14 protein-coding genes are annotated in these 16,648 nt (G+C 46.0%); all 14 read left to right on the forward strand.

Annotated elements, in window-relative coordinates:
• Window positions 1–318: 318 nt before the first annotated feature.
• The 14 genes from ERD78_RS06080 (at window position 319) to ERD78_RS06145 (ending at window position 16,614) form a co-directional block, all read left to right on the forward strand.
• Window positions 319–1,425 carry a KpsE/RkpR family capsule polysaccharide export protein gene (locus tag ERD78_RS06080; protein WP_129968414.1) on the forward strand — a complete coding sequence of 369 codons (1,107 nt, stop codon included), beginning with the start codon at window positions 319–321 and terminating at the stop codon, window positions 1,423–1,425.
• Window positions 1,426–1,477: 52 nt separating this feature from the next.
• Window positions 1,478–2,599, forward strand: a complete 1,122-nt coding sequence (locus tag ERD78_RS06085) for a polysaccharide biosynthesis/export family protein (RefSeq protein ID WP_245152358.1) — start codon at window positions 1,478–1,480, stop codon at window positions 2,597–2,599.
• A 48-nt stretch (window positions 2,600–2,647) separates the two neighbouring features.
• A complete protein-coding gene (locus ERD78_RS06090; RefSeq protein ID WP_245152359.1) occupies window positions 2,648–3,397 on the forward strand; it encodes an ABC transporter permease in 750 nt (249 codons plus the stop codon).
• On the forward strand, window positions 3,394–4,053 hold the full coding sequence (locus tag ERD78_RS06095; RefSeq protein ID WP_129968416.1) for an ABC transporter ATP-binding protein: 660 nt from the start codon (window positions 3,394–3,396) through the stop codon (window positions 4,051–4,053). The genes ERD78_RS06090 and ERD78_RS06095 overlap by 4 nt, the downstream gene beginning before the upstream one ends.
• A 58-nt stretch (window positions 4,054–4,111) precedes the next feature.
• The gene (rfbB, locus tag ERD78_RS06100; RefSeq protein ID WP_129968417.1) at window positions 4,112–5,173 is read left to right on the forward strand and encodes a dTDP-glucose 4,6-dehydratase; all 1,062 of its coding nucleotides are present in this window, start codon (window positions 4,112–4,114) and stop codon (window positions 5,171–5,173) included.
• Window positions 5,170–6,072, forward strand: coding sequence for a dTDP-4-dehydrorhamnose reductase (gene rfbD, locus ERD78_RS06105; protein WP_129968418.1), 903 nt, complete (start codon window positions 5,170–5,172; stop codon window positions 6,070–6,072). Before rfbB ends, rfbD begins: the two co-directional genes overlap by 4 nt.
• Complete coding sequence (locus ERD78_RS06110) at window positions 6,069–8,240, forward strand: glycosyltransferase family 2 protein (protein ID WP_129968419.1); 2,172 nt, start codon at window positions 6,069–6,071, stop codon at window positions 8,238–8,240. The genes rfbD and ERD78_RS06110 overlap by 4 nt, the downstream gene beginning before the upstream one ends.
• Window positions 8,241–8,311: 71 nt before the next feature.
• Window positions 8,312–9,301, forward strand: a complete 990-nt coding sequence (locus tag ERD78_RS06115) for a glycosyltransferase family protein (protein ID WP_129968420.1) — start codon at window positions 8,312–8,314, stop codon at window positions 9,299–9,301.
• Window positions 9,291–10,163 (forward strand): glucose-1-phosphate thymidylyltransferase RfbA, encoded by an 873-nt coding sequence (gene rfbA, locus ERD78_RS06120; RefSeq protein WP_129968421.1) that lies wholly within the window; start codon window positions 9,291–9,293, stop codon window positions 10,161–10,163. The genes ERD78_RS06115 and rfbA overlap by 11 nt, the downstream gene beginning before the upstream one ends.
• Window positions 10,164–10,167: 4 nt before the next feature.
• Window positions 10,168–10,716 (forward strand): dTDP-4-dehydrorhamnose 3,5-epimerase, encoded by a 549-nt coding sequence (gene rfbC / locus ERD78_RS06125; RefSeq protein ID WP_218940795.1) that lies wholly within the window; start codon window positions 10,168–10,170, stop codon window positions 10,714–10,716.
• Between the two features lie 108 nt (window positions 10,717–10,824).
• Entirely contained in the window at window positions 10,825–11,778 is a 954-nt protein-coding gene (locus ERD78_RS06130) for an NAD-dependent epimerase/dehydratase family protein (protein WP_129968423.1), read from the forward strand.
• An 84-nt stretch (window positions 11,779–11,862) separates the two neighbouring features.
• Window positions 11,863–12,093, forward strand: coding sequence for a hypothetical protein (locus ERD78_RS06135; protein ID WP_129968424.1), 231 nt, complete (start codon window positions 11,863–11,865; stop codon window positions 12,091–12,093).
• A gap of 136 nt (window positions 12,094–12,229) precedes the next feature.
• On the forward strand, window positions 12,230–13,300 hold the full coding sequence (locus ERD78_RS06140; RefSeq protein WP_129968425.1) for a hypothetical protein: 1,071 nt from the start codon (window positions 12,230–12,232) through the stop codon (window positions 13,298–13,300).
• Between the two features lie 59 nt (window positions 13,301–13,359).
• Window positions 13,360–16,614 (forward strand): glycosyltransferase, encoded by a 3,255-nt coding sequence (locus tag ERD78_RS06145; protein WP_129968426.1) that lies wholly within the window; start codon window positions 13,360–13,362, stop codon window positions 16,612–16,614.
• The last annotated feature ends 34 nt before the right edge of the window (window positions 16,615–16,648 follow it).

Below are 16,648 nucleotides of genomic sequence, written 5' to 3' on the forward strand. Positions count from 1 at the left end.
AGAACGTACGCGCCCGTAGCCATTATCCTGCCCTTTTTTTACATGCGCATTGAGGGTTGAATTGTATCAAAGCGCACATTTCCGACGCTGTTTTTGCATGTCAGAAAATGAAAAGTGCGGCGGATAGTGCCAAATATGACTCTATCACTTTGCGCGACACGTAAAATCGATCCCCGGATGCAGATTATACGAAATGTAATATCTCGTCGTCAGCGTTTACCCGTGGTGCTTAATTCAATGAAGTATTGTCATAGGCCATGGGTATAATTGCCTCACTTTCTGGAAGTTAAACAAAAAGTAATACTAATATCCCAACACATGTCCTTGAAACGTATATTTCGCATCAATAGCCTGGCCTTGTGGATGGTAGTCATTCCCATGGCAATTGCCATTCTGTATTACGCCCTGTTTGCGGTTAACCGCTACGTCAGCAGCGCGCAAGCCGTGGTGCGCCAGGCGGGCAACGACGCCGAGGCCATGGTGCCGGGTTTGGCGATGATGATTGCCGGGGTGAACCCGGCTTCGCGTGAAGAAACCTTGTACTTGCGCGAATACATCCTGTCCACGGACATGATGCAGGTGCTGGACGACAAGCTGCAGTGGCGCAAACATTTCGAGCAGCAGCGCCGCGACCCGCTTTTCTGGATATTCGATACCACCAGCCAGGAAGACGAGCTGGATTTCTATCGCCGCCTGGTGCAGGCCTACTACGACGAGACCACCGGCTTGCTGGCGGTGGAAGTACAGGCGCTGACGCCCAAATTCGCCCAGGAAGTGCTGCAAACCATATTGGATGAAAGCGACCGTTTCGTGAACGAGCTGTCGCACAGCCTGGCGCACGAGCAGTTGCGCTTCGCCGAAAGCGAGCTGGCGCTGGCCAGGCATAAATATGAAGAAAAGAAACGCGCCATGGTCGACTTCCAGGCCAATAGCGAATACCTGAATGCGCAATCCTCGGCTGAGGCGCGCGCCACCATCATAGCCACGCTGGAAGGCGATCTGACACGGGAAAAGGCCAAACTCAAGGCCTTGATGTCGTCATTAGGCAACAATACGCCGCAGGTTCGCCAGCAGCGCGTACGCATCGATGCCATGTCCAGACAGCTGGAGGTGGAAAAAAAGAGCTTGCTGTCAAGCGACAAGGGCGACAAACTCAACGTGATCGCGGCAGCCTACCGAGACCGTGAAATCGACGTGGGCCTGGCCGAAGAAACCTACAAGGCAGCCATGGCCGCCGCGGAAAACGCCCGCATCGAAGCCACCAAGAAAATACGCAGCCTGGTCAGGGTGGTGAGCCCCAATATGCCCCAGGAGGCCATCTATCCCGAACGCATTTACAACCTGTTCACCATATTGATAGGCTTGTTGCTGCTTTATGGCGTGGTGCGATTTGTCATCGCCACCATTGAAGATCATCGTGATTGATGCAGAACGCTGCCAGATAAAGAAAGAACACATGAAAATGCTTGCAAATAATATGGCAACCCCTTTTCCGCTGGGCAGAGTGGCCGGCCGCATGACGCTGGTGCTGGGTATGCTTGCCATCCTGGCCGGTTGCGGAGGCAGTGTTTTCTCCGGAGCGGGCCCCACCAAGGGCGATATCCTGGAGCCGCCAACGGAAGAGGGCGTGGAAACGCCACCCTATACCCTTATTGAACTGTCTGCGGACACGATCAAACCCTATCTACGCCCTGCGGAAGCGGAGCCCGTGGCCGATGTGTCGGCCATGCCCATGCCCGAAGCAAAGCTGATACCGGGCGACGTCATCAGCGTTACGATTTCCGACAGTGCAGCCGAAGGCGCGCTGTTCGCCCCTCTGGCTGCCGGCGGCACTGTTTTCGAGCGCGTACGGGTAAACGCCGAAGGCAGGATTTCACTACCCTACGTGGGGCGGCCAAAAGTAGCAGGCCTGACGCTGCCCGGGGTGGAGGACCGCATCCGCAAGAATATCGAAAGTGTGGCAACCGATCCGCAAGTGCATGTATCCCTGGTGGGCGACTTGTCAGGCTCGGTACTGGTTGCGGGCGCCGTCAAGGCGCCGGGGCGATATTCCGCCTTGCAGGGGCCTTTGACCTTGCTTGATGCCATCAACGAGGCGGGCGGCCCGCTACTGGAGCCGCATCTGGTCAAGGTCGTGTTGCGCACAGGAGGCAACGCCAGCACCTACAGCTACCAGGATCTACTGTCGGGCGCCAACAGGCCTGTGCCGCCGCACTCGGAAATTATCGTGGAACGGGCTCGCAAGCGTTTTGTGGCCATGGGGGCGGTGGAAAAGCCCGGCCTAATGGATTTGCCGTCCGAGCATCCCAGCTTGCTGGAGGTGCTGGGCTCTGTGGGTGGTTTGGATGAAAGACGTGCGGACGCCCGCGGCGTATTTGTATTCCGCCTTGTCGACCAGCCAGATGGCCAGACCGAGGCGAAGGTATTCAGACTGGACATGCGCAAGCCCACGGCCATATTCCTGGCACGCGAGTTCCTGGTACAGCCCGAGGACGCGGTTTATGTGACCAATGCGCATGTGTATGAATTCCAGAAGCTGATTTCGCCCATAGTGCAGGTGATGGTGTTGGGCAGGACAGTAGAGAACGTGTCGCGATAGGAAGAAATCGTAATGCGTAAGCGCCCAACCCTTGAAATCGTACGCGATGTGCTTTTTGCGCTGGTACTGCGTGAAATGCAGACGCGGCTGGGCGCGCGCCGCATGGGCTGGTTCTGGATACTGTTTGAGTCGGCTGCGCATATCGCAATCATGATGCTGATATTCAGCACCATACATGGGCGAGATGTGCCGGGCATGGAATATTCGGTTTTCCTGCTGACGGGATTGGTGCCATTTTTTCTAATGCGCAATATCGCCCTGAAGCTGATGGATGCGGTCAATGCCAACAGGGCGCTGTTTGCCTACCCGAATATCAGGCCTTTTGACACGTTTGTAGCGCGAACGATTGTTGAATTTTGCCTCATGGCTTGCGTATATCTATTGATTGCGGGTTTCATGGCCTTGTGGCTGGATATTGACGTGTCGATTCACAGGCCGCTTGAATGGATTGCATCCCTTTCGACTGGCATCATTTTGTCATTTGGCCTGGGATTGATCTTCTGCGTTATCGCAGAGGTGATGCCGAACGCGAAGACTGTAATACGGTTGATATTTTGGCCGCTTTATTTTGTATCGGGCATCATTTTCCCCATTTGGGCAATCCCCAGCCAATACATGTCGTGGTTGCTGTGGAATCCCTACCTTCATATTTTTGATAATGTGCGTTCAGCCACGTTTGCGCATTTTCCTCACACAGAAGGCATCAGTTATTTATATCCGCTAGAAGTTGCCATAATTACATTGTTCCTTGGCATATCACTGTATTGGGTTAGGCGCAGGGAGTTGTTGGCGATATGATTGAATTGCGTAACGTCACAAAGTCCTATCTGCACGACCACGGGGGCAGGAAAACGGTTTTTCGCAATCTGTCGTTCACTATTCCGCCAGATTGCAATGTCGCCATTATCGGGCGAAATGGCGCAGGTAAATCCACATTGATGCGCTTGCTGTGCGGCCTTGACGCGCCAGACAGCGGAAAAATCATTACCGATAAAAGCATTTCCTGGCCGGTTGGCCTCTCCGGCGGATTTCAAGGCTCGTTGACCGCCCGCGAGAACGTCAAGTTCGTATGCCGGGTACAGGGTGCAAAGGGTGAAACCTTGAGAAGGCTGGTGCAGTATGTCGAGGCGTTTGCAGAAATTGAAGAATACTTCGACAGGCCTGTAAAGACGTTTTCAAGCGGCATGCGTAGCCGCGTGGCCTTTGGCCTTAGCCTGGCCTTTGACTTCGATTATTACCTTGTGGACGAGGCCATGTCCACGGGCGATGCACATTTCAAGAAAAAGGCGGCAAACGCCTTCAAGGAAAGAACCGGCAAGGCCAACCTGATTCTTGTTACACACGGTATGGGTCAGGTTCGCAATCTTTGCGATATGGTCTTGCTGCTGCAAGATGGCAAACTGATTCCGTTTGAAGATGTGGAAGAAGGTATTGCCGCTTATCAGAAAAGCTAAAGAACAGTTGGTTGGCGTCGGAGAATAACTGGCGCCGACCATAGCAGGGGAAAATGCTATGAGTATCATTGTTACGGGCGGGGCCGGCTTTATCGGCGCCAATTTTGTTCTGGATTGGCTGGCTCAAAATGATGAGGCCGTCATCAATCTGGATAAGCTCACTTATGCGGGCAATCGCAATAATTTGCGCTCCTTGGTCGATGACGCGCGGCATGTTTTTGTGCAAGGCGATATCGCCGATGCGGAGCTGGTGGCTAGACTGTTGCGTCAATACCAGCCTCGAGCAGTGCTTAACTTTGCAGCCGAAAGCCATGTGGATCGATCCATTAGTGGCCCAGAGGCTTTTATTCAAACAAATATCGTCGGTACGTTCCGCTTGCTGGAGGCGGTACGCGCATATTGGCAAGCGCTGCCAGAAGAGGAAAAATCGGCTTTTCGTTTTCTGCATGTGTCGACTGACGAAGTATACGGCTCACTTGGCACGCAAGACCCCGCCTTCAAGGAAAGCAACCCTTATGAGCCCAATAGCCCGTATTCCGCCAGCAAGGCGGCATCCGACCATCTTGTGCGTGCCTACCTGCATACCTATGGCCTGCCGGTATTGACGACCAATTGCTCAAACAACTATGGGCCTTATCATTTCCCCGAGAAGCTTATCCCCCTGGTTATTCACAATGCGCTGACGGGCAAAGCCCTGCCTATTTATGGCGACGGCCAGCAGGTGCGCGATTGGCTTTACGTCAGCGACCATTGCAGCGCCATCCGCACAGTACTTAAGCATGGCCGGCCGGGGGAAACCTATAACGTGGGTGGCTGGAACGAGAAAACCAACCTGGACGTGGTGAATACCATATGCAATATTCTGGATGTGGAGCAGCCCCGTGTTGACGGCGAGTCGTACAAGACGCAAATTGTTTTTGTCAAAGACCGTCCAGGCCACGATCGACGCTATGCCATTGACGCCAGCAAGCTGGAAAAAGAGCTGGGCTGGAAACCGGCGGAAACCTTTGATACTGGCATCCAGAAGACGGTACGCTGGTATCTGGATAACCAGGCGTGGGTTGATGATGTCACCAGTGGCGCATATCGTAACTGGATACAGGCACAGTACGCAGCATGAACATTCTATTGCTCGGAAAAGATGGCCAGGTGGGTTGGGAACTGCAGCGCTCGCTGGCAACGCTTGGTAATGTGACTGCTTGTGGCCGGCGCGAAGCCGACATGGAGGATTTTGCCGGACTTCGGCGGCTGGTAAATCAAACACGAGCCGACGTCATCGTCAATGCGGCAGCCTATACCGCTGTGGATAAAGCAGAATCGGACGCAGACACGGCCAGGCGTGTGAACACGGATGCTGTTGGCGTATTGGCGGAAGAGGCCGGCAAGCGCAGCGCGTGGCTTATTCATTACTCAACGGATTATGTCTTTGATGGCCGGAAGAATGGGGCCTATAGTGAAGACGATGCCTGCAACCCATTATCGGTATATGGGAGCACCAAGCTGGCTGGAGAGGCGCTGATTCAGGCAGCACACAATAGATTCATGATTTTCCGCACGAGCTGGGTCTATGGCAGCAGAGGCAGCAATTTCGCCAAGACCATGCTGCGCCTTGCACAGGAAAGAGACCAGCTCAGAGTGGTAAGTGACCAGCACGGCGTGCCGGTCAGCGCGGAAATGATTGCAGACGTTACAGCGCTAGCGCTGCATCAGGCTGTTCGGGGGCAGGGTGGCGATAGTGTTTCGGGTATTTACCACTTGGCAAGCGAAGGCGAAACCAACTGGCATGGCTATGCCCGTTACGTGCTGGAGCTTGCTCAGGCCAAGGGTATGAGACTCAAAGTGCAGCCTGATGCCATAGAGCCCATCTCCACGGCGGATTACCCCGTGCCCGCCTTCCGCCCGCAAAATTCGCTACTGAATACAGCCAAGCTACAAGAAGCGTTCGGGCTTCAATTGCCCGATTGGAAATTCCATGTGCAGCGGCTTATAGATGAGCTCTATCCGGAGTCTCATGGATGATATCAATTGCCTCGCTTCCCCCGCGCGGACGTGGCCCCGTGCCGGTTCAGTTTGTGCCGGTGCGCGGATTGCATTGGGAGGCGACACAGGGGATTTGGGTATCAACCGATGAAGATGCTTTGTTTCGCGCTGATCTGGGCATAAGCATAAAGCCAGCGGCGGGAGGCTGGGTATTAATACGGGGTGTTCTCCGAAGCCATGGCATGCGCAGGATGACGTGCCTAAGGGTGGAAGTGGCTGGCAAGCCTGACCCCATCAGCATCCGCATACCTGTTTCAGTAAAAGGAACCGTGCTGGAACTGATATGTTTGCCAAGTAAATGGCACAGTATCTATATGCAACCTCTAGGTGCTGAGGGTTCGTTTGAGCTCGAACAATGGTCGGCAAGGTCTATTGGCCTCATTGAGCGTACCGTGCGGCGAGTGCAGCGCATGCTACCCATATATCGTAAGCTGACTTATACCGTGCGTCGGCGCCTGGGTTTTAGGTTGCGTTCATTGATTACGCATACCCCTAGCGCACATCGCGTTATGGCCGATATCAGAGATGCATGCGCACCTATGGATTACCCACTATGGGTACAGCGATTCCACGGCCTACAGGATATAGACACGAAGTTGATTCGGAAACAAATTGAACATTGGCCGGACAAACCCGTATTCAAGATCTTCGTAACGGGAGAGCAGGAAGAGGCTCTGCAAACTACGTTGGCCTCACTTCATCATCAGTTATATCAGCAGTTTGAAATTCTACAGTGTACTGATGTTGCTGCTTTCGCCGCCTTGGCGCAGCGCCATATATTCAATGCCGACTGGTACGTGTTCCTGGTTGCTGGGACTAGTATTTCTGAGCACGCATTGTACTGGCTCGCATATGAGGCAAGGCAATGGCCTGATGCCACCATTATTTATACAGATCACGACTTTTTTGGGCCTGATCAAATCCCTCAAGACCCTGTATTCAAGCCGGATTGGTCGCCGCAGTTATTATGCTCAACAAATTATATTGGCAGCGCTGTTGCTTACCGTACAAAAGAGCTTGCCAAGGAGCTAGAAGCGGTAGATAAACAGCTTTACCACGGCCAGAATCATGACCTTCTGTTTCGGTTGTGTGAGGTGGCCAAACCAAAACATATTCTACATATCCCCGCGCCACTTTGGCATTTCCCGATAAACCAAGCCAATCGAGCAGCGACGGAAATGCCGGAGCCTGATCCAGTGAGTCGCCACCTGAAACGTATCGGTGCAAAAGGAAATGTAATCAGCAACCATAATGATTATTATCATATTCGCTATGATATTTCTGACCCCAAGCCCAAGGTGAGCATTATTATTCCCACGCGAGATGCTTTTGAGCACCTCAAGGCGTGCATTGAAAGCGTATTGAAGAAAAGCTCATACGATAATTTCGAAATTTTCATCGTTGACAACAAGACAACCGACTCAGCAGCTATTGCTTATCTTAATAGCTTGCGTTCTCATCGCAAGATTCGGATACTTTCATATGAAAAGGAATTTAACTACTCCGCAATAAACAACTGGGCGGTAAGCCATAGCGATGGAAGTGTGCTGTGCTTGCTGAACAATGACACAGAGGTAATTACACCCGATTGGATTGAAGAAATGCTAGGCTATCTAGTCCAGCCTGAAGTGGGTGTGGTGGGCGCCAAGCTTCTCTTCGACGACGGTAGCGTCCAGCACGCGGGAGATGTAGTTGGGGTTGGCGGTTGCGCTACACATCTGCATGCGAACCTGCCGAAAGAGAGCGAGGGCTATTGTGCTCGCGCTGTCCTAGCCCAAGATTTGTCTGCTGTAACCGGCGCTTGCTTGATGACTTGGCGTCACTTATATATTGCGCTGAATGGGCTGGACGCAGATAAGTTACCCGTGGCCTTTAATGATGTGGATTATTGTCTGCGTGTGCGAGAAGCAGGGCGTCGCGTCGTGTGGACGCCTCATGCACAACTTTATCATCATGAATCGATTTCTAGGGGTGCTGATACCAGCCGCAAGCAGCGCTTGCGAGCAAAGGCTGAGGTTGCCTATATGCGACGCAGGTGGGGTGAAGCGATGCATCACGACCCTTTCTATAATCCAAATCTAAATTATCAACGTGCTGATTTCTCTTTTAGTGGATCCCCACGCATACACTACCCTTGGTGGCAATGATGCATAATGGATTGTGTCGCCTTACCAGCTATTTGAGAATAGCTCATAAACATAGATGTAATTATAAATATATGGCAGAGCCAGCCCGCCTTGTCATTCTGCATGAAGGAGACAATCCCACTTTAGGCTATTTTGGTGTTTCTATTGAATCAATGTATGCACAGCTATCAGTGCTGAGGGTGGATATTTCTAGAAATCCCGAAGATTTTCAGCTTGCTTGGGGAGATGTGGTTGTAATCATGCGTTATCTGAATAACGCATGGTATCGCAAGTTGCAGAAATGCAAGCCATGTCTGGCTGGCTTAATTTATTTTATGGATGATGATTTACTTGATTCATCAGCCATGGTGGGGTTGCCAATCAATTATGTACGTAAATTAAAGCAAAAAGCATTACGCTACCGTGGTTGGATTAAACGTTATTGTTCAGGGCTCTGGGTTGGCGCTAACATGTTGGCTGAAAAATATGCAGATCTTGAGCCTAAGCTTTTGAATCCTAGTCCTCCCACTTTCTATTTAACCAGATCTAAGCCTGTGTATGTAGCTTATCATGGTTCGACTTCTCATCGCGACGAAATAATATGGCTTTACGATGTAATGGCTCCGGTGCTGAAATATGGTAGCAATATTTATATGGAAATATTTGGTGATTCATATGTAAGCCGCTTATATCGGGATTTGCCTCACGTGAGTGTAATTCAAGCCATGTCGTGGCCTAATTATTTTGCATATACTTCATCACGACGCGTAGATTTATTCTTAGTGCCATTGATTAGTAAATCTTTCAATAGAGGAAGAAGCTATACAAAATTTTTTGATAGTGCTCGGCTCGGCGCAGCTGGCTTATATAGCTGTGTCGCTCCTTATAAAGATTTCGTAGATAATAAAAAAGACGGATTGCTATTGAGTAATGAGAAACAGTTATGGGTGGATGCTATTCTTTCTCTATCAGAGAATTCAGGGCAAAGAGAATATCTCGCAAATAATTGTAAGCTGAGAGCAGCATCGTTAATTAAAAAATCATATTCAGATAATATTTTAAGGCAAAAAAATGCTTCGTAAAGGAATTATATTGGCAGGTGGCTCAGGCACGCGCTTGTACCCAGCCACGTTGGCTGTTTCAAAGCAACTCTTACCTGTTTATGATAAACCTATGGTTTATTACCCGTTGAGTACTTTAATGCTGGCTGGGATTCGCGATGTGCTTATCATCTCTACACCACAAGATATTCCAAGATTTAATTATCTTTTGAAAGATGGTGCGCAATGGGGAATCAATCTTCACTATGCCGTGCAAGATAGCCCGGACGGACTGGCTCAAGCTTTCCTGATTGCAGAGAGTTTCTTATCCGGGGGCCCCTCCTGTCTCGTATTAGGAGATAATATATTTTATGGCCATGGCCTGGCAGACTTGCTTAGGCAGGCGTCAAAAAAAAGCATAGGCGCAAGTGTCTTTGCTTATCGTGTGCAAGATCCAGAACGCTATGGTGTGGTGGAGTTTGACGAAGCGGGTAAGGCTTTGAGCATTGAGGAGAAGCCTCGGCGCCCGAAGTCAAAATATGCTGTGACTGGCCTTTATTTTTATGATGAACGCGTAGTCGAAATTGCAAAATCCGTTAAACCTTCCGCAAGAGGAGAGTTGGAGATAACAGATGTAAATCAAAAATATCTAGAAGAAAAACAATTAGATGTCCAAACTTTAGGACGAGGGTATACCTGGCTTGATACAGGAACTCATGAATCTATGCTTGAAGCTAGCCAATTCATTGCGACAATTGAGACTAGGCAAGGCCTGAAGGTCGCATGTCTAGAAGAGATCGCATACAGGCTAGGATACATTACGGCGGATCGCATTATTGAACTAGCTACCCCACTGAAGAAGAATGGCTATGGAACTTATCTAATAGGAATGTTAGAGGATTAATATTTTGAAAATAACTAATACTATTATCGGTGATGTGAAGGTTGTGGAGCCAAAAGTTTTCACTGATGATCGAGGATTTTTTTTTGAAAGCTTTAATGAAGCATTGTTTGAGAAGCTTGTGGGACAGCGCATAAGATTTGTACAGGATAATCATTCTCGCTCTTATAGGAATGTTTTACGAGGGCTGCATTACCAGTTACCACCTCATTCACAAGGGAAGCTAGTTCGGGTTGTTGCTGGAGCGGTATATGACGTTGCTGTGGACATACGGCGATCTTCAAAAACATTTGGCCAATGGGTCGGAGTTATTTTATCTGCGGATAATAAGAGGCAACTTTGGATACCTGAAGGATTTGCACATGCTTTTTTAGTGCTTTCTGACACAGCAGAGTTTTTATATAAAACTACTGATTATTGGTATAAAGATTTGGAACGGACAATACATTGGAATGATTCAGAGTTATCCATACAGTGGCCGTTACAAGAGGCGCCTATCCTGTCACCCAAGGATTTGGCAGGTAGCAGTCTTAGCATGGCTGACTTATTTGCTTAGTTTAGCGGGCCCCTGTATAGATTAGAGTGTGATTTGTTACGTTTCAAGATTTGAAAATTTATATTTCATTTAATTATAAATTATTGTACGTTAGGATTGAACTACTATATGAATCAAATCAACGATCAAGATGCACTCTCCGCGAAGCGGGTAGTTGTGGTAGGAGGAAACGGTTTTATTGGACGGCACATAGTAAAGGCTTTACAAAAAGAAGATGCTCAGGTATCGGTGATAGATGTCTGCCCTATATCGGATGACAGTAGCTTCAAAGTAGAGACAATTATTGGCTCCATTAATGATTCCACATTATTTTCGTCAGCTATTGCTGGTAGTCAAATAGTAATTTTTTTAGCCAACAATTCGCTTCCAGGGTCCGCCAATTTCGATTTAGCATCGGAGGTGAGATTGCATGTTGAGCATAGCATAAAGGCGGCGGATCTTTGTCGTACTCAGGGGGTTGAAAAATTCATCTTTTCATCATCCGGTGGAACGGTGTATGGATATTCAAGTGATGTTCCCCTGAGCGAAAACATGTTAACACGCCCAATTAATGCTTATGGTGTTTCCAAACTTTCTATCGAGAATTATTTGCGAATTATTTCGATGCAAAGTTCTATGAGGACCATATCGATTAGGATTTCTAACCCATATGGTGAGGGACAACGTGCAATCCGTAACCAGGGTTTCATTGCAGCAGCTATGGAGCACGGCATAAACGACAGAGTGCTTCCCATTTGGGGGGATGGCACAGTTGAGAGGGATTTTATTTATATAGATGATGTTGCCAGGGCATTTATATTAGCTTGTAAATCGGCAAACCCTCCCGATGTGGTAAATATTGGATCAGGACAGCCTTATTCATTATTAGAGATTATCAAGCTATCTGAGAATGCCCTTGAGCGTGAAATCAAAATTGAATTTCACTCGAGTAGAACAGTGGATGTCCAACGCAATTATCTTGATATAACACGAGCTGAAGAAAAATTGGGCTGGCATCCAAACATATCTATTGAGGAGGGGCTTAGAAGAACGGCTAAATGGTGGAAAAATATTTCGATTTAGATGTAGGAAATTAAGAGATAATTAACATAATTTTTGAACCAAGCATTGGAATTTTGTTCGAATTACTTTTTTAAGAGATGAATTATGGCTGACCTGAGCGTAGAAGGTAAAAAAGAACTTATTTATACAGGAGAGCGTTTTAAAGAGATAGCTCTTGAAATGCATCAGATGCTTGAAGAGAAAAAAAAGCTCGAAAATATTAGCGATTTATCGGATATGGAGCGTCGTCGTCGAGTATACACAATTGAGAGGATTAAGCGCCTTAAAGGCGAAAAAGAGGAGCTACACAAAGTTAGACAGAGATTAGCTATTTAAGGTTGACACTAGCTTATCAAGCTGTTTTGGTGAAAATTAACTTAACTAAAAAAGTCTTATGCGGAAAGCAAAGAAACTCATTCTTCATGCAGGTCTTCCGAAGACCGCGACGACAACTATCCAAAACAGCTTATACGTGAAGCGTCACGAGCTTTTTGAAAAAACGGGAGTTTTATATTCCGGGATTGCTGCAAACCACACAAACGCATTGTGCACGGCTTTCTTGGAAGACCCTCGTACTCATATTTCAAATAAGATTGCTGGCATAATAGATATTGAGGAGCTGAGAAAGGAAGGCACAAAAGCCCGAATAGTGATTGAAGAGGAAATTTCTAGCAAATTACCAGAGGTAATTCTATTTTCCGCTGAAGGTATGGCGAACTTATCTGCGCCAGAATTAAAAAAATTTAATGACTGGGCTAAAACACTCGCGGATGAAATTTCTGTATGCTATGTAGTGAGGAATCCTGTCAATTATTGTGCGAGTGTCATGCAACAGCATTTAAAAGGGGGAGATATTTTAGAATCAATGTATGAAAATCCTCCTTTGCAAAATTGTAAAGGAAGGATTGGTAATGCAATCCAAGCATTTGGGCGAAAAAACACCCATGTTTATACTTTTGAAGAGATGACTAGCTATTCACAAGGGATTGTAGAGTATTTTCTTAACAAAATTGCTGCTGTTAAAGGCAGCATGGCATCTACAATTCTATTGGAAGAGACGAAAGCGAATGAGTCGCTTTCACATGAGGCTGCTCTAATTCTGAGTAGCTTGAATAGACAACGCCCCATGTTTGTCGATGGAAAACATGGAACCCGCAGGACAATGCGTGAGCTTCAAGCTATAGAATTGATAAGAGGTGAAAAATTTCACTTACCTGCTGTTGTATCGGAAAAAATTGCGAGACTGTCTGAACCCGACAATATTTGGCTATCTGATGTATTTGGAATCACGTCTTATATAAATATAACGAATAATACATCAGCACCGCTTCGAGGCCTATCCTCTGAGTCTATCGATAGCATAGCTATACTTCTCTCCAATTTGATGAATGGGCGATATGTTATAGAACTTCTTAGACGCGCTGAGCACATGGATGCAAACAATGAAAAGGATGAGTTGTCGAGTATCGCAAGCGAATTATTGCGAGTTGCACCGGAAATTAAGCTGCCTCCATTATTGAGCACTTTGAAAGAAATTAATTAATCTAGCGCCTCATAAGTGAAGGTAATTAATATTGGATCGCTATATAGCGCGTATGGTATATGATGGCGAGTTACTTTAAAAAATGGTTTTGGAAAAAGAACAAAAATGATGAGAAATATTTTTCTCCACATATAATAAACGCATTTGATGTCGATTTTTATCTTAAAAATAATCCTGATGTAGTAAATTCGGGTATTGATCCATTATTGCACTATATGAATTATGGCTGGCGTGAGGGAAGAGATCCGAGGCCAGATTTTTCAACAGAATTTTATATTAATGCTCATAATATTGGGCCCATAAACCCTCTCGTACATTGGGTGGAAATAGGGAAGAAGACTAAACTACCCACTCAACCACAAAGTGCCAAGGGAGAATTTACATGCAGCTCTGAAGAGCGAGAAGCTTATTTAAAATATTTTGACCCTGATTATTATTTAAAGCAATACCCTGATGTTGCAAATGCGGGCATCGATCCACTTACGCACTATATGATCTGGGGATGGAAAGAACAAAGAAACCCGTCTAGAGATTTTTCAACTAAATATTACATCAGCTCAAATACAGACATAGCAAGGGCGGAAATTAATCCTTTTTGGCATTATGTATTTCATGGGAAAGCTGAGGGCAGGTATCCACTTGGATTAAAAGAATATCATAATGCAAGGCATTTCTCCACGCTCGTTTTGGGATTAACTGAGAATCAGTTTGAATTAATTAAATCTGAATTTGATAGTCAGTATTATTGTCAGCAATACAATGACGTGGAATTGGATCCATTATTACATTATTTGTTTATCGGCTGGAAACAACACAGAAAGCCGGCTAAATATTTTGACGGAGAATATTATTTAAATAAATATCCTGATATTTCGAGCCATAATTTAAATCCATTTGTTCATTGGGTTCTTCATGGGAGAGCTGAAGGACGCATAACTGAAATTGAAAAGTCGAAGCATGTTGACCATGGCTCAAAGTTTAATTTAGCTAATGTGGACTGGACGGATTACAGTGTCGATGATGTAAATGAAATTTCTCAGCTCTTCGACGAGTCGTTTTATATAAATACTTATCCTGAGGTTCTGACATACTCAATTGACCCAAGGATCCACTATCTTTTGGCGGGATGGAAGCTTGGCTACGATCCATGCCCAAACTTCTCTACTACATATTATATAGATCGATATGTTGATATAAAAAATAGCGGCGTAAATCCTTTTTTACATTATTGTCAATTTGGCCATAAAGAGCATCGTGAGACAAAGTCGTATATAGAAAGTCGAAAAGGAAAATTTAGGCCTCTAGTTTCAGTTATTATTCCTAATTTTAATCATGCTAAATATCTAAAGCAGCGTATTAATTCTATCGCAAATCAAACTTATGATAACTTAGAGATAATTATTCTGGATGATAAATCTACAGACGACAGCCAAGCAATAATTCAAGAAACAATATCGGAGTTAAACATTGAGGCCTCATTGATTTTCAATGACTCCAATTCTGGAAATGTGTTTGCGCAATGGCAAAAAGGCCTGGCTAACGCGAAAGGCGAATTAGTATGGATCTGCGAAAGTGATGATTTTTGTGAGTTCAATTTCTTAGAGCATATCGTACCAACTTTTATCGATGAATCGATAAATATTAGCTTTGGCCGAATCCAATTTTCGGATAATCGGGGTAACTTTCAAGAGGGGCTGGACGCTTATCGTGAGAATGCGGAACCTCGCATCTGGGATAAACAGCTAATACGACCTGCTAAAGAATGGTTCGATGGAGCCTTTGGAGTAAATAATATTATCGCAAATGTAGGCGGCTGCGTATTTCGTAGAGTGTCTATTTCAGATTGTGTCTGGAGAGAAGCGCGAAATTATAAAATTTGCGGAGACTGGTTTCTTTATATCCATATCGCGGGAGCGGGGCAAATTGCTTTTGTGCCTGATGCTATTGCTTATTTCCGACAGCATGGCGCTAATACCTCTGCTAGCAATTTCAATCATAAATACTATTATGATGAAAATATTAGAATACTTCAGCTTATTATTCAATATTGGGGTATTCCAAAATCAACTCGTATAAGATTTTTACAACAAATAGAAAATCAATTTAATCATTTCGATTTAGCATCTAAGTTTGGCAGATTTAAAGATGTATATGATACTGAGTCACTATTGCGTGAAGCGAGAGCAAGGGAGCATATTCAAATATGCTTTTTGGGTTTTTATTCTGGCGGGGGTGAACTTTTTCCAATAAACCTGGCGAATGCGCTTCATGATTTGGGCTATCTTGTCTCGATGTTGGCAGTAGATATGACAGAAATTAATAGCGATATGGCCAACAGACTATATAAAGGAATTCCTGTTTATCACGCTTCGCAAATGGCAATGAAAGGAAGGGCGCAATTTTTTGAAGAGTGTGGTGTCACGCTGATTAATAGCCACATTGCAGCAGCAGATGCATTTCTCTATACGATGGGGGCACACGCTATTGAAAGACCCTGGGTTGTTACGCTTCATGGCTCTTATGTGGGATTTGAATCCGCACCAACTGAGCTCGTGAACTGGATTACTGGCAACGTTACCAGTTGGATTTATACTGCTGATCGAAACTTGGATTTTTTTAACAATCGAAAGGTTGATTGGGATAATTTTGTTAAGTTGCCCAATGCTATGCCACGTGATTGTAGAGACGCGGGCTTCAAGAGGAGCGATCTAGGTATATCAGAAAAAGAGACTGTATTTGTACTAGTTGCTCGCGGCATCAAACGGAAGGGCTGGCGAGCTGCAATTGAGGGGTTCTCCATTTTACGAGAAAAGCTTGGAAAACATGATGTCCAGTTGATTTTAGTAGGTGACGGGGAAGCAACAGACAGTGCACGTGCTCTAGCCAAGGGTATGGATGGAGTGCATTTTCTAGGCTATCAATCAACAGTTAATGGTGTATTGCGCTTATCAGATTGTCTTATATTACCAACCCGTTTTGAAGGTGAATCTTACCCTCTGTGTTTAATTCAGGCGTTGCAAGAAGGATTACCTGTTATTGCAACTGATATCGGGGAAATCCGGTCTATGATGACGGAGAGTACTACGTCTACTTTATGCGGAATTTTACTAAAAAACCAACGAGATAGTCGTGCTTTTTTCCTTGAACTTGCCATGGCGATGAAGGAGATGTGTGATCCAAATACTAGAAGTAAATACGCTCTATCATCCAATAGGAAGGCTACAGAGTTTGATTTAGACCGGTTAGCGCTAGCTTATAAAGATGTATATGACTCTACTATGGTTCGTTTTGCAAATGAAAGAAATTTAATCTAGCGGCGTTAATGCCTATATTATAATTTTTTGTATA

The sequence above is a fragment of the Allopusillimonas soli genome, from assembly GCF_004153445.1.
In the GTDB taxonomy this organism is placed as follows: domain Bacteria; phylum Pseudomonadota; class Gammaproteobacteria; order Burkholderiales; family Burkholderiaceae_B; genus Allopusillimonas; species Allopusillimonas soli.